The organism is Serratia sp. JSRIV004, assembly GCF_019968705.1.
GTDB lineage: Bacteria > Pseudomonadota > Gammaproteobacteria > Enterobacterales > Enterobacteriaceae > Chania > Chania fonticola_B.
Genome location: NZ_CP074140.1, coordinates 4,604,856 through 4,625,252, shown reverse-complemented (window position 1 = coordinate 4,625,252; position 20,397 = coordinate 4,604,856). Strand labels below are relative to the sequence as shown.

Genomic DNA, 20,397 nt, shown 5'->3' with positions numbered 1-20,397 from the left:
AGTTGCCCCGATTGTGCGTATGTTTTGGCGTTAAGTAGTGGATTCGTATTACATTGCGACAGCGGTCACGGCGTCGCCCCATCCTGTAGCGGCAGGGTTAAATTGACAATCCCTTCGTCAATTTGCACATCGACCTTGAACCCCAGCTTTTGAGCCAGTGTGACCATTCCGCGGTTATTCGGCATCGTAATGCCTGTCAGGCGGATCAGGCCTTGCGCTCGCGCATAGCCAATCATTTTCATCAAGAGCTGTCGGCCCAGACCCAGGCCTTTCAGATCGGAACGTACCAGTACGGCGAATTCGGCGTCGGTGTTGTCCGGATCTGACAGGGCGCGCGTCACGCCGATGATCTCTTCGCCATGGCGTACCGCTACGAAAGCCATTTCTCGATCGTAGTCGATTTGGGTCATGTTAGCCAAATCGTCGTGGCTAAACTCGTTGATCTCACTAAAGTAGCGGTAATAGAGATCTTCTTTGGTGACGCGGTCGATAAAGTGCTTCAGCGCCGGTTCATCCTCCGGCAGGATCGGGCGGAACAGGCATTGAGAACCGTCTTTTAATTCAATGGTTTCTTCCAGCTCATGGGGATAAGGGCGGATCGCCAGGCGCGCCTGTGGATCGCCACTGAAAGGCGTTAACTGCATGGAAACGTCCAGCAGGGTAAATTCGCTACCGGAGGCTAATACCGGATGAATATCGAGGCGTGAGATCTCTGGGCAGTCAAGGATCAGGTTGGAAACCTGCACCAACAGGCGGCTTAAGCCGGGGATATCAAGCGGCCGCAGCGCACTGCGCCCACGGATTTTGCCTCCTTTCACCGCCTGCAACACCAGATAACGCGCCAGCGCCATATTCAGCGGCGGCAGGGCAACGGCGACCTGGTTTTCCTTACGCCATTCGATGCCGCCTTCGCCGAGCATTATCAGCGGGCCGAAGGTGGCATCCTGTTCAACGGCAATCCGCAGCTCTTGTGCCCCGGCACGGTTGGCCATGCTTTGCACTAACAGACCGTGGATGCGCGCCTGCGGGTAAGTACGCTTCACCCGATCGAGGATCGCTTCCGCCGCACGCTGCACCTCGGTGGCAGTACGTAAATAAAGCATGACCCCCTGAACTTCGGATTTATGCGAGATATCCGGAGAGCGCAGCTTGAGCGCTACCGGGTAGCCAATCTGTTCGGCAATGTGCACCGCTTCGGCGCTGTCACTGGCAATCCAGGTTGGCAGGGTGCTGAGGCCGTAAGCCTGCAAAATCGGTTGGACTTCATGGGTATCCAACTGGCTAGCCCCTTCGCCCAACGCTTGATGAATTAACTGGTGCGCGGCAGCGGTATTGGCCGTAAGCCCAATCGGTAGCGCCGGGGTTTCCTTCAGTTGCTTCTGGTTACGGCGGTATTCCACCATATGCATAAACGCGGTGACCGCGCCTTCTGGCGTACGATAGGTTGGGATCCCGGCCTCGGTAAACAGGCGGCGGGCCTCCTGAGAGGAGTATTCGCCACACCAGTTGGTTAACAGCGTAATGCGTTTCCCACGTGGGTGCTGGCGGATGGCCTCGATCAGCCGTTCGGCGGTCTCAGTGCCCGGAGAGGCGGCGCTAGGGGCATGGATCAGCAGCAGGGCGTCATAGTCGTGGCTGTCGAGCAGCGGTTGCAGAGCGGCCAGATAGCGCTTGGGGGTTGCATCATCACGCAGATCGATAGGATTTCCTGGCCGGATAAACTCCGGTAGGGCAGTGCTCAGCTTCTCCTGAGTCTCATCCGTCAACGTTGCCAGCTTACCGTTGCGGGAGAGTAATTGGTCCAGCGCCATGGCTGCGGGGGCCGCGCCGTTGCTGATAATCATTAGCCGCTCACCGCGTAGCGGGTGCATATGGCTCAAGGTTTCCACGGCGGAAAACAGCTCGTGAGTATCCTGTACACGTAGCAAACCGGCGCGTTGGATGGCCGCATCGTAGGCGGCGTCCAATCCCTGCTGGCTGTTGAGCAGTAGCTGCGCCTGTTGGCTACGGCCACTTTTGATCACCAGGATCGGCTTATTGCGTGAGGCACTGCGGGAGGCGGAAAGGAAACGCCGCGCGTCGTTGATGTTTTCCAGATACAGCAGAATGGCGCTGGTTTTGCTGTCGCGGGCCAGGAAGTCGAGCAGATCGTCGACGTCGATATCCAGGCTATCCCCTAACGCGATGAAGTAGGAGAAGCCAACCTCCCGTTGTTGCGCCCAGTCCAGAATGGTGTTCGCCACGGCGGCAGACTGGGAGATAAACGCCAGCTTGCCTTTCTGAATGGGGACCGGCGAAAAGCTGGCGTTGATACCTTGCCAAGGCGCCAGCAAGCCCAGGCTGTTTGGCCCCAGCAGGCGCATTGAGTAGCGTTGTGCGGTGGCCTTCAGCTCGGCGAATTGTTCCACGGGGGAGGAAAGTACGATAGCGGTTTTGCAGCCGCGCTCACCCAGGGCTTCGATCAGTGCCAGGTTACGCTGGGCATTGGTACACAGCACGGCCAGATCGGGGGTCAGCGGCAGGCTGGCTACGTCGGGATAGGCCATCACGCCGCAGACAGCCTTGTAGCGAGGCGTGACCGGCAGTATCGGGCCGGTAAAACCGCCAGCCAGCAGATTGCGCATCATCAGGTAGCCAGCCCGGCCGGGCTGTTGCGAAGCGCCGAGCACGGCAATTGATTTGGGACGTAATAGCGCTTCTAACCCTCTCTGGCTCATGTGCGGCTCCTGCTCCTGATCGGTTTGCCTGAAAGAGGCAAATTATCGTCTGATTCTAGGCGCTTTGTGGCAGATTTGCTGTGACCGGTGCCTCTGGGCGGTGAGGTTTCCCGGCCAGATACTGTTCACGGAAGTAATTGAAATGTTGGCTCAGCCCGGTCGCGGCCTGTTCATCGCCTGCCTGTTGGAGCAGGGCGGCAGCGACTTCTGCCGTACAGTGCTGTTCGGGGCGGCTGGCAACACGTAGCAAATAGTCCGATGAGGCCAACACGTTCAGTGAAAAGACCGGGAACTGATTCAGATAGGGGCTTTTACGGAACATCTTGCGCGCTTCCGACCAGGTACCGTCGAGCATGATAAATAAAGGCGGCTTGCCACCGGTGGGCACGCTGCTAACCACCGGGCGGTCCGCATCGGCATAAGAGGCCGGGAATACCACGTAGGGTTGACGAGTAGGATCGTTGATGGCTGCTAACAGGCCCGGATCGACTTCGGTACGCGACCAGGTAAACGCCAGGGTATCAGGCAGGATATCGGCGATCAGGCGTCCGGTGTTGCTGGGTTTCAACGGTTCTGCGCCGAACATGATCAGGCAAAAGCGGCTGTTGGCCTGCTGCGGTTTGATGGTGGCACACAGGCAGTTTTGCTGCGGTAGCAAACAACCCTGACAGCGCACGGCGCGGCTACCTCTGGCCAGAAATGGGCGGGTGGCGCGGTCTAAACGGTCTTGGCGCAGACGAAGTACGGCGTTGTCAGTCATAACGATCCTGAAAAACCGCCATTGTAGCGCAGAAAAAAGCCCGGCGGGAGAGGCGCACGGGCTATCTAGGCGATGTTATGCCGACACAACTGGCGGCATAGTAAGCGCTTTTGCGTTAAACTAGCTCGTTAAGCCAGTTATCGAACGGCGCTTTCGGCAACGCGCCGTTGAGCATATCGACCATCTTGCCTTCACGGAACACCATGATGGTAGGGATGCTGCGAATGCGGAAGCGGGCGCTCAACTCGGGTTCGGCTTCGGTGTTGACCTTCACGAAACGCACCTTGCCAGCACGCTCTTGTGCCACGTCTTCAAAGATCGGCGCGAAGCTGCGGCACGGGCCACACCACGGGGCCCAGAAATCGACCACGATCGGCAAGTCGTCTTGCAGGAGCTGGTCCAACGTGGCGGCGGTGGCGTTAATCACTTCACCGTCGAACAATTCATGGCCGCAGCGGCCACATTTAGCGCCGTCCGCCAGACGTTCTTCCGGCACGCGGTTGGTGGCATTACAAGCTGCACAAACTGTATTCATGGTTACCTCTGGGGCTGACGCAGCATGTTAGCCGCGTATATGTATCCTTAATGTTGCTTATTATCGGTAAAAGCGTGGCATTCGACCAAGTGATTTGTTCGATGAATTTGATAGATGCTAGCTTTTAGCGCAAGTTGGTGGCTTAGCGCACCAACATCAGGTAATCTTCGCGCCCTGCGCGTTGGTGGAGAAGACAATGAACGATTCATTTAGTGGCAAGAACGGTAAGGTTAAAGTGATGTTCGTCCGTAGTGACGACGATAGCGGCGACAACCGTAACAAGAATAAACGACCTGACGGCAAAGGCCGCCCGGCTGACAATGCACGCTCTGGCCGTGCCGGTCAGGATAAGGCGCGCGGTGGTGACCGTCGGGGTACCGATCCCCGTCGCAGCAGCAGTGAAAGCGATCGTCCTCGCCGTCCGGCGCGCACCGAAGACAGCGGTGGTTATGAATCACCGTGGAAAACCGTGTCCCGTGCTCCGCAAGAAGAACCGGCGTTCGATCATGGTGGCATCAGTGGCAAAAGCTTTATCGATCCTGAGCAGCTGCGCCGCCAACGTGCGGAAGAAACCCGTGTTTACGGTGAAAACGCCTGTAAAGCCCTGTTCGCCAGCCGTCCAGATGCCATCGTCCGTGCCTGGTTTGTGCAATCCGTCACCCCACGTTTCCGTGAGGCACTGCGTTGGATGGCGGCTAACCGCAAGGCTTACCATGTGGTGGATGAAGAGGAACTGGCCAAAGCGTCCGGTACCGAACATCACGGCGGCGTGTGCTTCCTGATTAAAAAGCGTCAAGGTCTGGATGCGCAGGCTTACCTGCAGAATGCACCGGCCAAAGATTGCGTGCTGGCACTGGAAGAAGTGGGCAACCCACACAACCTGGGTGCGATCGTTCGTTCTTGTGCACACTTTGGCGTGAACGGCGTATTGCTACAGGATCCAGCGGTGCTGGAATCTGGCGCAGCAGTGCGTACGGCTGAAGGCGGGGCGGAACACATCAAGGCAATCAATGCCGATGACTTCCTGTCCGTGCTGGATACGTTTCGCAAAGCGGGTTACACCATCGTCACCACCTCCAGCCATAAAGGCACGCCGTTGGCGCAGGCTAAACTGCCAACCAAGATGGTGCTGGTGTTGGGCCAGGAACGTGATGGCCTGAGTGACAGCGCTTGGCAACAGGGTGATATGAGCGTGTCTATCGGCGGGACTGGCAAAGTAGAAAGCCTGAACGTCTCGGTAGCGACCGGTATTCTGTTGGCCGATTGGTGGCGTCAGAACCAGGCGTAATGCTTTACGCGATTAAAATCCGATTAATGACAAAGCCCTGGCCGTAAAGCCAGGGCTTTGATCTATTAGAGCAACAAGAGTGGAGAGGACGAAAAAGAGTGTCCTGAATCGCTAATGTGTACTGATTCATACTTGGCCTGACACCTTTGTTAAGCGGGTCAAGTCTGAGGCAGCTTTGTGTCAGAAGTGGGCATTACCCCTGACAAAAGCTATCCAGAAACTTCATGCATCTTGTTATACTGGGTAAGCTTATGTTGTAGCGTACCGTTGATTTTTGTTAAAAAAACTCAGGGCAGATATGATCAGTGCAATAAACGAAATATCAATTTCATACTATAAACTCACGAAAACAGAACGGATCCTGGCAAAAAAAATCCTGCAGAAGCCCGTTGTGATTGTTGATAATTCTATAGCCTCGGCTGCCGAAATCTATGATGTATCTGTCGCGTCAATACAGCGCCTGGCAAAAAAAATAGGCTATTCTGGTTACAGTGAGTTCAGGTTTTCATTAGCCAATGAGCTGAAGAACAAAGAATCTGAGGCCGGCAACGCACGTAACCCAATGAGCCAGATTGTTGATGGCTACAAGGATCACATTGAGTTGCTCAGGGATGAAAAATATTACACATCCTCTCGCGATATAAAGGAACTGATATTGGGTGCAAACAATTTATACATTGTGGGGCTCGGTGGCTCATTTTATGTGGCTGGGTATTTAGAGCATATGCTGTTTTACGGTACACGCTCTGCCCACGTGATCAGCGAGCAGGAGCGGTTTGACTACCTTGATGAGATTGCAACACAAGGGGATGTTGTTATCATTTTTTCGGTGTCCGGTGCTGAAAACATTCTCAAACAGTATGAAAAAGACAGTTTCAAAAGGAAAGGGGCAAAACTTGTGCTGATCACCATGAATGAGGATACCACTGCTAGCTCTGTAGTTGATTATCTGGTCGTTCTCCCACGAGTGCCACTGGTCATCAAAGACTCGAAAGAGTCAGAAATCTTTATCGATAACAATTCCGTCTACATGATGTTTATACACATTATCCTGTTTGCCTTTAGGACTTAATGTGGTTATAAATCAAAGGCTTAATAAAAACCCTCTTGCTCAACTGTTCTGAATAAATACCCTGTAACTATCCATGTAACATCGCATCCATTCGGTAGCGCTAATGTTTATTTCAGCGCAATCAGGCCTTTTTGATAAATTTATCAAAAAAACATTGCAGTCATCTTCTTTTGTGATATTAATATCATTAGTGGTTTGATTATTGATATGTCTATCACGCTGGTTGCGCGTTGTTGCCTAAACGTGTTGCGTTTAGGTCATTAACATATATCTGCGGACAATGCTGAAAAATGATAAGTGGATGAAAATGAGAAAAATATTGATTGTTAATGCTGATGATTTTGGTATGAGCAAAGGTCAGAACTACGGAATTATTGAGTCTTACAATAACGGAATTGTTACTTCGACAACGGCCATGGTTACCTCTCCGTATGTTACCCACGCTGCCAAACTGAGCCAGAAGCATCCGGGTTTAGGCGTAGGGCTGCACTTTACGTTGACTTATGGACGCCCCTTAACGGCAATGAAAAAACTGGTCAATGAAAAAGGAGAGCTCGGCAAATGGCTGTGGGAGTATGCGCAAAAGGGGATGGTAGAACCTGCAGAAATAACAGCAGAATTAAATGCGCAATTTGAGAGGTTTATAGACATATTTGGGCGAACACCTACGCATCTGGACAGTCATCATTTTGTACATATGCTGCCACAAATTTATCCATTGGTTGAGCATTTTGCCAATAAGAAGTCACTCCCTTTACGTATAGACCGTCGCGAAATTAAAAAGCATGATATCCAGTTCAATAATTTCCGTAGTACCGATTATTTTGATTCCAGTTTCTATGGGGACACTATCTCGGAGACTCTCATACTGCAACTGCTGGATGATGCAGATAAGAGAGGAGATAAAAGCCTTGAGATTATGTGTCATCCTGCTTTTCTTGATGATACCATTTTAAAGAGTTCGTATTCCTATCCTCGGGTAAAAGAAATTGAAATATTGACCTCCCAAAATCTTAAGAGGGAAATAATTTATCGTGGATATATTCTTGGGAATTATTCTTCTATCTGAATATTAAATTTCAGGCCTGGTATTTAGTCTGGAGGGTAAAATGAGACTAAACAATAAACCCTACTTAGCCGAGATAACGGTATATCCTGTCAAATCGACGGGCGGAATAAGCCAATCACAAGCATGGGTTGAGAAACAGGGAATCGCGTTCGACCGTCGCTTTATGGTAGCGCGAGAAGATGGTAAAATGCTTACGGCACGTGATTTTCCCCAATTACTTAATGTAACATCTACGTTATTTGCTGAAGGGTTATATTTAAGCTATCCACAACGTGAACGCCTGACCCTCAAATATTCAGATTTTTCGATGCTTGAAACACAGACTAATGTCTTTAAGGATAATTTCGCCGCCTGTGCCACTACAAAAGAGGCAAACCAGTGGGTTTCAGCCATTCTCGGCGTTCCCACGCAACTACTTTATACCGGTGAACAGTCAAGCAGAACACGTGCCGCTATTCCATACAATATCAGCTTCGCTGACGGTTACCCTTTGCTGATCCTCAGTGAGGCTTCTCTGGCGGCACTAAATGAACGCAGTGTTGAACATTTTTCAATGATGCATTTTAGACCTAACCTGGTCGTCAGTGGAACAAATGCATTCGATGAAGATGGTTGGAAACGAATTCGCATCGGTGATGTTGTTTTTGAGGGGGTTAAGCCTTGCACACGATGTATTCTGACAACTATTGACCAGCAAAGCAGCACATTTGATGAAAAAAAAGAACCCCTAAGAACATTGTCTGAATTCAGAAGTGATGAACAAGGTAATATTAAATTTGGGCATAATCTGGTGGCCCTCAATGAAGGCGTGATTAAAGTGGGTGACATTATCGAGGTTTTAGAGGAAAAGCCCCGAGAAAAATTTAAGCTTCATGCTAATGAAAGATTAAGTCTACTTTGTGTTAGACGGGAAAATATTTCACGCAACTTTTGTACTTTCTGGTTTGAATCGGGAAATAATAATTCACTTCCCCATTACCTTCCAGGACAGCATTTGCCAATAACAATTAAGATCGAAGGGAAATATTTCACGCGACGCTATACGCTTTCGTCAACACCTTCTCGTCCCGGGTTATATGCAATATCAATAAAACGAGCACCCGGCGGGCGCGTCTCGAACTGGATGCATGACCACTTTCAGGTTGGGCATAAACTGGCGATGGAAACACCTGCAGGTGAATTCTATATCGACGACTCTGCGGATAAGTTCTTGTTAATTGCAGCAGGTAGTGGAATAACACCAATGATATCAATGCTGCGTTATTTGTATGATAACAAAAAGGCTGTTGATGTTTTCCTTTACTATCAATGTCGTACTCGTGAAGATATTGCATTTAAATTAGAACTTGAGCATCTGCAGACAGCAAATCCCAATCTGAAAGTCATTATCGCATTAAGTCAACCTGATGCATTATGGGGCGAGAAAAGACGATGTTTAGATACCCACACACTCAAGGGCATCCCTGAGATAATTGAGCGGCAAGTATTTGTCTGCGGCCCTGATGAGTTCATGAAAAATGCTCAACGCCAATTATTACTACTAGGCTTACCTGAATCTCAGTATCACCAAGAAGCGTTTGGCCTGGCTGCTATTCCGCCATCCGTATTTACGCCTATTACACTGACAATAAATGGAACTGCTTTCGCGGGTCATAACCAGCAACCTTTATTGATGCAGGCTGAACAAACAGGTGTGTCGCTTCCCTATGGCTGCAGGGCAGGATTCTGTGGTCAATGCAAAGTCAGGCTGGTTTCCGGGCGTGTTGACCAACAAAGCTCTTCAGCACTGTCTTCTGAAGAACAGCAGAGCAATTATGTGTTGGCATGCTGTTCTATTCCATTAACGGATGTGGAAGTCGTATCTGAGGGGCTCGGCAGTTAATTTATTTGATATTGGGCTGTGAATAGCCTTGCCAATTTTGGTTGCCAGGGCTGACTGTTAAAACATTTTGACGTGGCTGCCGCCATGCAGTGTTCACTTCTCGATTTTAGCTGAAATACATACGGTAGTCGGGGTTCCGACAGCGTTGCCATGAGCTATGTAAACCTGGTAACAATCATCCAATTTTATAGGGGCGGTTCATCTTTGAACCGCCCCTATACTATAGAAGATCCGATAGGGCCTTCGCCATTCACATAAGCCTCTGTGGGCGTGACTCGATCAGTGGGCTCCGCCCCCGCCACCCCCGGAACTGAACGGTGGTTTGGCGAACCAGACCAGCGCCAGCAAGATCAGGAACACCCCCGCCGAAAGCCAGAATATCTCGTTGGCCGAGATGATCAGCCCCTGCGCGGTGATCTCGTTGGCGATATACGCCGAAGCCTGCTGCTTGCTCATGCCGAGCTGCTCCAGCTTGCTGTACATCTCCTGCGACTGCGGGTTAAACGGATTCACAAACTCGCTCAGTTGCGAGTGATGCATCGCCTCCCGGCTGGTCCACAGCGTAGTGGTGATCGAGGTGCCGATAGAGCCCGCCAAGGTACGGGTAAAGTTCGACAGGCTCGATGCTGCCGCTATGCGATCCGGCGGCAACCCAGACAGGGTAATGGTCGTCAGCGGCATAAAGAAGCAGGCAATCGCAAAGCCCTGGAAGAACTGCGGCCAGGCGGAAGCGCCAAAATCCATCCCCGGCTCAAACGTGTAGGCGCGCCAGTAGAAGCACACGGCATACATGATGAAGCTGAAGGTGACCAAACGGCGCATATCCAGCCGATGACCGAAGCGGCCGATAATCGGTGACAAGATCACCGGCAGCAGCCCGATCGGCGCAGACGCCAAGCCGGCCCAGGTGGCGGTGTAGCCATATACCTCCTGTAGCAACTGTGGCAACAGCACGATCGCCCCGAAATACAGCATGTAGGCCAGGCTGATACACAGACAGCCGATGGTAAAGTTGCGCGATTTGAACAGCGACAAATCCACCACCGGGTGATCGTCCGTGAGCTCCCATACCACCAGGAACACCAACGCCACCACGGCCACGACGGTCAGGACAATGATCTCGGTCGAGTTGAACCAGTCCAGCTCCTTGCCCTGATCGAGCATGATCTGCAGCGCACCGATGCCAACCACCAGCAGTACCAGCCCGACGGTATCGATCGGTTTGATCTCGGTTTTGGTTTCCCTGCCTTTCAACGTCGACATCGCGACCAGGATCACAAACAGCCCAATCGGAATGTTGATGAAGAAGATCCAGCCCCAGTGATAGTTATCGCTGATATAGCCGCCCAGGATCGGCCCGAAAATCGGCGCGACGATCACGGTCATTGACCATAGCGCCAGGGCCATCGAACGCTTGGCGGGGGGATAGTTATTCAGCAACAAGCTCTGCGACAACGGGATCAGCGGCCCGGCGACGATGCCCTGGATCACGCGGAAGAAGATCAGCATGCCCAGACTGTTAGAGATACCGCACAGCCAGGAGGCCAGGGCGAACAGCGCCGTGGACCACAGGAACAGGCGAACTTCACCCACGCGTTTCGCCAACCAGCCGGTGATCGGAATGGAGATGGCGTTGGCCACCCCAAACGAGGTGATCACCCAGGTGCCCTGCGAGTTGGAAGACCCGAGGTTACCCGAGATGGTCGGTATCGCCACGTTGGCAATGGTGGAGTCCAGCACCTGCATAAAGGTCGCCATGGCGAGCGCGACCGTCATCCAGGCGAGCTGGGCACCTTCAAGCGGTTTCTGTGCCAAGGTAGCCTCCCGCTCGCTTAACCGGCGTTTGCATGGATCACATCGGCGATCATCTGATTCACCGGCGCCAGATCCAGCGTCAGCGCGTTGGTTTCAAACAGCGGTTTTTGGCGTACCGTATCGGAGAGCACCAGGCCGTCCAGATTGGTGGTGTCGACTTTGACCAGCGTAGAAAGACCGATACGCAGAGGATGCTCAGCAACCTGTTGCGCATCCAGTTCGATACGCACGGGTAAACGCTGTACCACTTTGATCCAGTTGCCGGTCGCGTTCTGTGCAGGCAACAGTGAGAACGCGCTGCCGGTACCCATATCGATACCCACGACCTTGCCTTTGAACACCACGTCGCTGCCGTACAGGTCACTTACCACGGTAGCCTCTTGGCCGATACGCATATTGGCGATCTGCGTTTCTTTAAAGTTGGCGTCCACCCAGACATGGTCCGGTGCCACTATGGCCATCAGAGGCGTCCCAGGGGAGATCTGTGCCCCCACCTGAACGCTACGGCGTGAAACGAAGCCGGTGATTGGGCTGACGATGCGGGTACGCTGCAGCGCCATCCAGGCGTCGCGCATCTGTGCGGCGGCTTGCAGCACGGCGGGCTGTTTATCCAACGGGGTATTCAGCACCATCGCCTGATTGGCATTATATTGCTGCACTGCGACTTCCAGTGCCGCTTTGGCATTGTCTACTGCGTCACGCGCATGTTGCAGCTCTTCGCGGCCAATGGCATCGGCGTTGCCCAGCACGATACGACGCTTGAGATCGTTTTCTACCTTGCTCAGCTCGGATTTGCGCAGCGCAATGTTAGCCTGATACTGCTTACCGTTGATCACCAACTGATGCGTTTGGCGCACGCTGTTGGCCAGCGCGGTTTTGGCCCGTTCAAACGCCTGTTCGGCGTCGGTAGGATCCAGCGTTAACAGCACATCGCCTTTGCGGACAAAGTCGGTGTTATCAAAGGTCACGCTGTTCACGCTACCGGAGACCTGTGCCATGATCTGCACCTGATTACCGGCCACGTAGGCATCGTCGGTTTCTTGGTGATGACGCAGCACCAGGAACCAATAAACTAAATAGGCCACCCCAATAATCACAAAAATAAACGTCAACAGCAGCAGCCAGAATTTACGCTGCCGTTTTTTGCCAGCCGGTTGCTGCGGGGTTTGAGTTTCCGCACTTGCACTCATGGTATTCTCCACGCTCTAAAATTATGCTTTAGGTTCCGCTGCCGCCGGGGCCTGGTAGCCACCCCCCAACGCGCGTACCAATGCTATCTTCGCCTGCATCAAGTTGCTGCTGGCATTCAGTTGTGCCTGTTGCTGCTGTAATAGCTGCGTCTGGCTGGTCAACAGTTCATCACGCCCAATAATTCCTGCCTGGTATTTGGCGCTGGCGACCCGGTACACATCCTGCATGGATTGGGAGGCAGAGGTTGCCTGCAGCAGCTGCTTGCTACTGCTCTGTTGAATGGTGATGGCGTCGGCCGTTTCCTGTAACGCATTGACGAGCGTTTGGTTATAGGAACCCACCGCCTGATCGTAGAGTGCAGACTCTTCACCCAGCTTGCTGCGTAGCGCACCGGCATGGAAGATTGGCAGGGAAATGGCTGGAACCACGCCCCACGCCTGGCTGGCGGCCTCAAACAGATTCGGGCTGGTGCCGCCGACGTTGGTGGTGGTCAAGCCAGCAAAGGCCGAGATCGACAGGCTAGGGTAAAACTCTTTGCGTGCCGCACTGACCCGTTGGTTATAGGACTCTACCAGTTGGCGCTGTGCCACGATGTCCGGGCGTTTACCCAGTAACTCTGCGGTGAGTTCGCCTTTGGGGGCTAACTGTTCTTCGCTTGGCATGGCCACCGGATGCAGAGACTGCATCGCATTCGGGCCAAGACCGGCCAGGGCGGCCAACTGGTGTTTGAGTTGTTCAATCTGTGACTGCAGCTGGATGATCTGCTGCTTGGCACTGTCTGCTTGTGCCTGGGTCTGTTGCGGGATTTCCACGCCGTAGATCCCGGCTTTATATTGCTTTTGGCGCAGGTCTGCCAGGCGTTGATTGTTATCCACCTCTTGTTGCAGCAAATTCTCCAGCGCGTAATTCGCCTGTAACTGGTAATAGGCTGAAGCTACCGAACTGGTCAGCGTCAGAGCGGCCTGTGCCTGCTCGGCACGGGCTGCGTCGATCTGCGCTTTTGCCGCATTGACCTGATTGCGATATTTGCCCCACCAGTCAAACTCATAGGCCAGATTCAGGCCCAAGGAGTTAGAGGACTCATACACCGGGTTGGGCGGATAGCCAAAGCCCAGGTTGGTGTTTTGCGCCACACGCTGACGGTTGATGCTGGCATTCAGATCCAGGTTGGGGCCGTTGGCGGCACTGGCTTCACCTGCCACGCTTTGGGCTTCACGCACGCGAGCGCCCGCCTGTTGCAGCGAAGGCGAGTTTTGCAGCGTCTGGGTCATCAGGCTATCAAGCTGGGGATCGTTAAGCGTGCGCCACCATTGCGGGCTGATGGCAAGCGAGCTGACTTTCGGCTGGGCAAGCTGCAGCTGTTGCGGATCCATCATCTTGGATTGCGGGGCAATATTATCGGTAGATGCGCACCCCGCGAGCAACAGAACGGCGAACAGCGGGGTGAATCTCCAGTTTAACGGGGATCGCATAAAATGATTACCTGAACAGGAATTATTGGGATAACTGTTCTGAAACTTCCATCTGATCCAAACGGGTCAACAATTTGCGCGTCAGCGTTTCAAGCTGCTGCTGCTCCTCGTCGTTCAGCGTAGACCACAGAAAGTGCAGACATTTATGCTGCGGTGGCAGCAATTGTTCGAGAAACGCTTCCCCAGCCTGGGTCATATGCAGATGCAGGCAGCGGCGATCGTGATCGCTTTCCCGGCGCTCAATCCAACCGCGTTTCTCTAGTTCATCGGCAATGCGGGTGGCATTGGTGCGTGACGAACCCAGGGCCGAGCTTAGCTCAGAAGGCTGAATACTGTGGTTTTCCTGCGCATCCAGCGTAATGAGAGCCATAAACAAGGTTTCGTTGATTCCCTGTGCTTTCAGCATTTTATTGCGATTTTCCAACAGCTTGCCTTGCATATGCATGCACAGGCGGGTCAGCAGGATTTCCTGGTATGGGAAGTCTTTCTGACGTTTGGCGCGGAAATTCAGCATTTGCTCTATGGGGGTAAACGAGCTTTCCATAATTTAGTGCCTCATTAATTTCGTTCGGTATAGTAACGATAGTGATTAATAATGTAAATCTTCAGCCAGGGGAATAATTTAGCAATTCGTGTCATTTGTAAGTTGTTTGTAAATGCTTAACGCCACAGACTCTAAGGTCTTGTGATTGAAGGCACAAATTCTGCCGTTCCGCAGGCTGAGATAGGTAAGGTTTGTTTAAGTCACTGGGCGGGGCACTACGGCATCCTGCGGAGGGGATAGAAAGAAAACTTACCTGAGTAAGGTCGTTCATGGTGGTCCGGGGCGCAGGGTGCATAGGTCGCCAATAATTTACCGCGACAATATTACCAGAGTGTAAGTAATTTTCACACCCTGCGGCCTAATAAATTTCCTGAGTTATTATTTTCTTGCTAACTAGATAGTGGCCGGACCCTGCGGGTCATAGCGCTTGCCACGCCACCAGGTCAGCAGATTCAGCACGCACAATACGCCACCAATCGCCGCTACGCCGTTCCAACCAGCATGTTGATAAGCGGCGGCGGAAAGTACTGAACCCACGGCACCCCCGATAAAATAGCTGGTCATGTAACCGGCGGTCAGGCGATTACGCGCCTCCGGCATGATGCGATAAATCACGCTTTGGTTGGTGACATGCACCCCCTGTACCGCCAGATCCAGCACCAGAATGCCGATAATCAGCGCCCAGAGAGAGTACGGGGCCAACGCAATCGGGATCCAGGACAGCAGCAACAGCACCAATCCGACGCTGGTGGTTAGCCCTGCTTTGCCCTTATCGGCCAGATGACCGGCACGTGAGGCAGCCAAGGCGCCAGCAGCACCCACTAGACCAAATAGCCCAATTACGCCTTCGGAATAGCTGAACGGTGGGGAAGCCAGCAGGAAAGCCATTGAGGTCCATAGCACGCTGAAGTTGGCGAACGACAAAGCGCCAATGATCGCGCGGGTACGCAGCAACGGGGTGAAGCAGAACAGGGAAAAAATGGATTTCAGCAACTGCGGGTAGTTCAGGCCGGAATGTAGCTTATAGCGTGGCAAGGCGCGCCACAGCAGCAGGGCCATCAGGATCATCAACACGCTGGCCACCCAGTAGATGGTACGCCAGCCGCCGAGGGCCGCTAAAGCACCGGCGACGGTACGTGCCAGCAGAATGCCGAGCAGCAGGCCGCTCATGATCACACCGACGGTTTTACCGCGTTTTGCCGGGTGCGCCAAGGTGGCGGCGAGTGGCACTAAAAGCTGGGCCACGACGGAGAACAAGCCGGTAAGGGCCGTTCCGAGGATCATCATCGATAGGGTGCTGGAGGATGCGGTGATCAGCATGCCCCCGGCGGCCAACAGCGTCATAAAGACGATCAGCCCGCGGCGCTCAAACATATCGCCCAACGGCACCAGAAACAGCAGGCCAACCGCATAGCCTAGCTGGGCAGCGGTGACGATAAATCCGGCCTGGTTAACCGAGAGATTAAAGTTTTGTGCGATGGTTTCCAGCAGCGGCTGGGCGTAGTAGTTGCTGGCAACCGCCAGGCCGGTGGCCATCGCGATTAACAGCGTCAGTGCAGGGCTAAGGCCCGGGTGTTCGGTTGGTTGGTTCATAGGTCTTCAATAATGGAAATCTGTGATCGAAGTATCAGGCAGAATAGAATGTTAAACCAATGTATAATTTTCATCTGATCCATCTCATTTCGCGATAGATAGCATGAATCTAAAACAGATCCGTTATGCCCTGGCGGTGGCCGAGGAGCAGAGCTTTACCCGTGCTGCACAGCGCTGCCATACGGTGCAGTCTGCCCTGAGTCATCAGGTCGCCAAGCTGGAAGAAGAACTCGGTTGTACGCTGTTTGAGCGCACTTCGCGTCGCGTTGAGCTGACCACCGCTGGCCGGGCTTTCATTCAACCGGCGCAGCGGTTGTTGGCCGCCAAGCAGACGTTGGTAGAGGAAGTGGTGGCGGCCGCTGGTACGGTATCCGGTACGCTGACGATTGGCACTATTTCAACCATCAACGCGATTGACCTCACCGAAAAGCTGGGGGAATTCCACCGTCATCATCCGGCGGTGAATATCCGGCTGTACGTTGGCATTAGCGAGGTGTTGCTGGAAGATATTCGCCAGCAGAAGACCGATGTGGCATTTGTTGGCATCTGGCCGGGCGATAAAGACATGCTGCCAGAGTCGCATCGCCAGTTGACCGATGAGCCGCTGGTGGCGTTGGTGGCCGCAGAACATGCTCTGGCGGGGTATCAACGTATCAATCTGCAAACGCTATCAGAAGTGCCGCTGGTGGATTTCTATAGCGGAACCGGGGCACGGCGGCAGACCGACCGGGCCTTCCAGGCGGCAGGGATCAAACGCCATGTGAGCTTTGAGATCGACCATATCGAATGGTTGGAGAATCTGGTACGGCGAGGTTTGGCGGCGGGAATAGTGCCAATTTCCACCGCCCAGCGTTTGAGTTCGCTGGTGGCTATTCCGATCGTCGATGGTCCACGTCGTCAGGTGTATTGCGTGTGGAACTCACCTCTGTCGAAGACGGCCGAACGATTTTTACAGTTTACCGAGATGATGTTGCCGGAATGAGGGCGCAGCGTCTATGCCGCGCCCATGGGGATATTATGACTTGGCGGCTTCAGCGGCGGTTTTCACCCAGCCGTCAAACGTGGCTTGGTGAGCCTTGATCCAGCCATTGACATGGTTTTGGATATCAGCCTCGGAGGACTGGCCTGCATGCATCCGCAGGTTCTGCGCGTTGACGTCGGCAATCGGCAGTTTCATGATGGCAAACAGCTTGGCGGCGGCAGGGTTGGCCTGCGCCCACTGCTTATTGGCGGCAATATGCATGTTGTTGACCGGGAAGCCATAGTTGGCCCCGTTCGGCAGCTTGGTATCGACATCTTTCAGCTCGCCCGGCAGGGAAGAGAACGGCACCTGTAGCCAGACAACGTCACGCCCTGGCACCATCACATCGCTGACCCAGTAAGGCGTCCAGGTGTAATACAGCACCGGTTTGCCTTCTTTGAAGCGGGTGATGGTATCGGAGATCATGGCGGCGTAGTTGCCCTGATTATGCTCCACGGTTTTGCCCAAGCCATAGGCGTCGATATGGTGATTAATCACCGTTTCACAGCCCCAGCCCGGGGTACAGCCGGTCAAGTCGGCCTTGCCGTCACCGTTGGTATCAAACAGCTTGGCAATTTTCGGATCTTTTAGTTGCTCAACGTTGGTAATGTGATACTTCTCGGCGGTTTTTTTGTCGATCAGGTAGCCCTGAGCGGCACCGCTGACGTAAGCCCCTTCACGATAGAATTTTTTATCGCCCCCGGCGGCCTGATACTGATCGGCGTGCAACTGATCCCAGTTCACTGCCAGAAAAGTGGCATCCCCTGCGGCGATGGAAGTGTAGGCCACGTTGTAGTCCACCTCACGTGGCTCTTTGACGTCATAACCGAGTTTTTCCAATGCCTTGCTGACCAGCAGCGTTTGGAAGGTCTCCTCGGAGATAGTGCTCTGTATCGGTTGTACCGAAATACCTTTTCCTGGCAAATCAGCAGCGGAAGCAACCTGTGAACCAAGCAGTGTGGTAAGGGCTATTGCCCAGATCCCTGTAGTGCGCATAGTTTTTCCTCTGTTATTGATGTTGTTTGGAGATAGCCCGCCAGGGCAGTAAGCCGCTGGCGGGTAGAACGATCAGGCTTTTTTGATAAACGGGCGAGCGATCAACCCGATTGGGCCGTGGGTATACCAGCGGCCTAGCCCTTTACTGCGGCGATCGCGCCCCAGCGACTGGGTGAGACGATCGAGAATAATGGCAAGAATAACGATACCGACGCCACCTACGGCGGCCAGCCCCATATCCAGGCGGCCGATGCCACGCAGCACCATCTGGCCCAGACCGCCTACGGCGATCATCGAGGCGATAACCACCATCGACAGCGCCAGCATCAGCGTTTGGTTAACCCCGGCCATGATGGTTGGCATGGCCAGCGGCAGCTGCACTTTAAACAGCAGCTGGCGCGGGCTGGAGCCGAAGGATTCGGCGGCTTCGATCAGATCTTCCGGCACCTGTTTGATGCCCAGGATCGTCAGACGTACGATGGGCGGCAGGGCGAAGATGATTGTTACCACTACCCCTGGCACGTTACCAATACCGAACAACATGACGATCGGCACCAGATAGACAAAGGCTGGTGTGGTCTGCATGGCATCAAGCAGTGGCCGGATCACCTTGGCGGCATGTTTGCTGCGGGCCAACCATATGCCCAACGGCAGGCCGATCAGGATGCAGAAGAACAGGGCGGTGAGCACCAGCGCCAGCGTGACCATCGCCTGTGACCAGGCCCCGATAGCGCCGATGGCGACTAACGACAGCAGCGTGGCGGCTCCCATGCCGAGGCTGGATATCTGCCAGGCGATCAGCGAGAACAGCAAAATGGCGACTGGAGCAGGCATACCCAGCAAAAACTGCTGGAAACCGCTGAGGATGAAATCTACCGGCACGCGAATACCCTGGAACAGCGGACGGAAGTGCAGTACCAGCCAATCAATGGCGTGGGTGACCCAGCTGTCAAACGGCACCCAAGCCTTGTGGAACGGATCCAGCAGGCTAAAGTGCTCGGGCTCCACTGGGGCGCTGTTAAGCCAGTCAGCGCCCGATGCGGCCTGATTAGCGGCATCATGGGGTACGCTGTCTGCCGGTGCGCCGGTTGACCAGGGATCGCTGCTGGTAGCAGCCTGAGTTGCCGGGGCGTCGTTAGGGGATGTGGCAGCTGTTGCCCATGGATCCTGATAATCACTCATTCGTAGGGCCCTCTTTATCTAAAGCCTGCAGCAGCATGCCTTTGGAAATGATACCGATATAGTTGTTGTCTTCCCCGACCACCGGCACGGCGCAAGGAGCCTGTGCGACCAGTGAGATCAGTTCGCTCAGCGGCATATCCGCCGGAACGGGCAGTGGGGCATCCAGCAAGGCGTCGTCCAGTGTTTGATTGGCCGCCAGCGCCTGCTTGAGAGAGTCTATCGATACCACGCCGATAAATTTCTGGCCGCGTTCAAGCACGTAGCCATAGTCACGGTCTTCATCACGCAGGATCTGCAACGCAGAGCGCGGACCAAAACCGGGGGTCTTACGGATCAGGGTCACCGGGCGACGTTTGGCGATATCTTTGGCACTGAAAACGTGGCTGATATCGACGCCGCGGAAGAAGGTGCGCACATAATCGTTGGCCGGATTATTTAATATTTCATCCGGGGTCCCCACCTGGATCACTTCGCCGCCTTGCATAATGGCAATGCGATCGCCAATACGCATCGCTTCATCCAGATCGTGGGAAATAAAGACGATGGTGCGCTGATGTTTCGCCTGTAATTTGACGAGCTCATCCTGCATCTCGGCACGAATTAATGGGTCCAGCGCAGAGAAGGCTTCATCCATTAACAATATATCCGGATCGTTAGCCATGGCGCGGGCTAAGCCGACACGTTGGCGCATACCACCGGACAGTTCATCGGGATAGGCATTGGCATAATTTTCCAGCCCAACCTGACGCAAAGCGTCCAGCGCTTTTTCCTGGCGTTCCTGTAAAGGAATACCCGCTAATTCCATGCCGAAGGCGGTATTATTTAATACGTTCATATGCGGCATTAAAGCGAATGACTGGAACACCATGCTGATCTTATTACGCCGCACGGTGCGTAGCGCAGCATCGGATATTTTGGATATATCCTCGCCGTCAATCAGCACCTCACCGCGGGTGGGTTCTATCAGACGATTGAGAAGGCGTACCAGGGTGGATTTACCGGAACCGGAAAGCCCCATGATGACAAATATCTCGCCTTCTTCAATGGCCAGAGAGGCGTTCTTGACGCCCAGTGATAACCCCGTTTTTTCCAGCAGCTGGTCTTTCGTCAAACCTTTGTCTATCAGCTTAAATGCGCGTTCCGGGTGCTCACCAAATATCTTATATAAATTTTTAACTTCTAGTTTAATTGCCATGCAATTCGCTGTTTCCTTTGGTTTATTATCAAACGCTAAAATTGTCCTAATAGAAAATAAGAGTG

Annotated in this window: 16 protein-coding genes; 5 read left to right on the top strand and 11 right to left on the bottom strand. The window is 53.5% G+C overall.

Annotated elements, in window-relative coordinates:
* Positions 1-65 precede the first annotated feature (65 nt).
* The 3 genes from KGP21_RS22090 to trxC form a co-directional block, all read right to left on the bottom strand.
* Positions 66-2,717, bottom strand: a complete 2,652-nt coding sequence (locus KGP21_RS22090; RefSeq protein ID WP_223536337.1) for a bifunctional acetate--CoA ligase family protein/GNAT family N-acetyltransferase — start codon at positions 2,715-2,717, stop codon at positions 66-68.
* Positions 2,718-2,772: 55 nt separating this feature from the next.
* Complete coding sequence (locus tag KGP21_RS22085) at positions 2,773-3,477, bottom strand: tRNA-uridine aminocarboxypropyltransferase (protein WP_021807596.1); 705 nt, start codon at positions 3,475-3,477, stop codon at positions 2,773-2,775.
* A 115-nt stretch (positions 3,478-3,592) separates the two neighbouring features.
* Positions 3,593-4,012, bottom strand: coding sequence for a thioredoxin TrxC (trxC, locus tag KGP21_RS22080; protein WP_094981235.1), 420 nt, complete (start codon positions 4,010-4,012; stop codon positions 3,593-3,595).
* A 196-nt stretch (positions 4,013-4,208) separates the two neighbouring features.
* Between trxC and KGP21_RS22075 the strand changes: the two genes are divergently transcribed.
* The 4 genes from KGP21_RS22075 (at position 4,209) to KGP21_RS22060 (ending at position 9,323) form a co-directional block, all read left to right on the top strand.
* Complete coding sequence (locus KGP21_RS22075; protein WP_024484850.1) at positions 4,209-5,300, top strand: tRNA/rRNA methyltransferase; 1,092 nt, start codon at positions 4,209-4,211, stop codon at positions 5,298-5,300.
* Between the two features lie 298 nt (positions 5,301-5,598).
* A complete protein-coding gene (locus KGP21_RS22070) occupies positions 5,599-6,372 on the top strand; it encodes a MurR/RpiR family transcriptional regulator (protein WP_223536336.1) in 774 nt (257 codons plus the stop codon).
* Between the two features lie 307 nt (positions 6,373-6,679).
* The gene (chbG, locus tag KGP21_RS22065) at positions 6,680-7,441 is read left to right on the top strand and encodes a chitin disaccharide deacetylase (protein WP_209530208.1); all 762 of its coding nucleotides are present in this window, start codon (positions 6,680-6,682) and stop codon (positions 7,439-7,441) included.
* 40 nt (positions 7,442-7,481) lie between these two features.
* The gene (locus tag KGP21_RS22060) at positions 7,482-9,323 is read left to right on the top strand and encodes a hybrid-cluster NAD(P)-dependent oxidoreductase (protein ID WP_209530160.1); all 1,842 of its coding nucleotides are present in this window, start codon (positions 7,482-7,484) and stop codon (positions 9,321-9,323) included.
* Positions 9,324-9,602: 279 nt separating this feature from the next.
* On the opposite strand, the gene emrB is transcribed toward KGP21_RS22060, so the two are convergent.
* The 5 genes from emrB to KGP21_RS22035 all read right to left on the bottom strand — a co-directional run bounded on the left by emrB (position 9,603) and on the right by KGP21_RS22035 (position 15,938).
* Positions 9,603-11,099, bottom strand: a complete 1,497-nt coding sequence (gene emrB, locus KGP21_RS22055; protein ID WP_235050830.1) for a multidrug efflux MFS transporter permease subunit EmrB — start codon at positions 11,097-11,099, stop codon at positions 9,603-9,605.
* Between the two features lie 56 nt (positions 11,100-11,155).
* Positions 11,156-12,328, bottom strand: a complete 1,173-nt coding sequence (gene emrA / locus KGP21_RS22050; protein WP_024484847.1) for a multidrug efflux MFS transporter periplasmic adaptor subunit EmrA — start codon at positions 12,326-12,328, stop codon at positions 11,156-11,158.
* 21 nt (positions 12,329-12,349) lie between these two features.
* Positions 12,350-13,801 carry an efflux transporter outer membrane subunit gene (locus KGP21_RS22045; protein WP_021807600.1) on the bottom strand — a complete coding sequence of 484 codons (1,452 nt, stop codon included), beginning with the start codon at positions 13,799-13,801 and terminating at the stop codon, positions 12,350-12,352.
* 22 nt (positions 13,802-13,823) lie between these two features.
* Positions 13,824-14,345: a transcriptional repressor MprA gene (mprA, locus tag KGP21_RS22040; protein WP_021807601.1), complete on the bottom strand. Its 522-nt coding sequence runs from the start codon at positions 14,343-14,345 to the stop codon at positions 13,824-13,826.
* Positions 14,346-14,738: 393 nt separating this feature from the next.
* A complete protein-coding gene (locus KGP21_RS22035) occupies positions 14,739-15,938 on the bottom strand; it encodes an MFS transporter (protein ID WP_115160023.1) in 1,200 nt (399 codons plus the stop codon).
* 103 nt (positions 15,939-16,041) lie between these two features.
* Here KGP21_RS22035 and KGP21_RS22030 point away from each other — a divergent pair, with 103 nt between their 5' ends.
* A complete protein-coding gene (locus KGP21_RS22030) occupies positions 16,042-16,920 on the top strand; it encodes a LysR family transcriptional regulator (RefSeq protein ID WP_021807603.1) in 879 nt (292 codons plus the stop codon).
* A gap of 33 nt (positions 16,921-16,953) precedes the next feature.
* Here KGP21_RS22030 and proX read toward each other — a convergent pair whose 3' ends face one another.
* From proX to proV, 3 genes are all read right to left on the bottom strand, one after another.
* Positions 16,954-17,955, bottom strand: coding sequence for a glycine betaine/L-proline ABC transporter substrate-binding protein ProX (gene proX, locus KGP21_RS22025; RefSeq protein WP_021807604.1), 1,002 nt, complete (start codon positions 17,953-17,955; stop codon positions 16,954-16,956).
* 72 nt (positions 17,956-18,027) lie between these two features.
* The gene (gene proW, locus KGP21_RS22020; RefSeq protein ID WP_021807605.1) at positions 18,028-19,137 is read right to left on the bottom strand and encodes a glycine betaine/L-proline ABC transporter permease ProW; all 1,110 of its coding nucleotides are present in this window, start codon (positions 19,135-19,137) and stop codon (positions 18,028-18,030) included.
* Positions 19,130-20,332 carry a glycine betaine/L-proline ABC transporter ATP-binding protein ProV gene (gene proV, locus KGP21_RS22015; protein ID WP_021807606.1) on the bottom strand — a complete coding sequence of 401 codons (1,203 nt, stop codon included), beginning with the start codon at positions 20,330-20,332 and terminating at the stop codon, positions 19,130-19,132. The genes proW and proV overlap by 8 nt, the downstream gene beginning before the upstream one ends.
* Between the last annotated feature and the right edge of the window lie 65 nt (positions 20,333-20,397).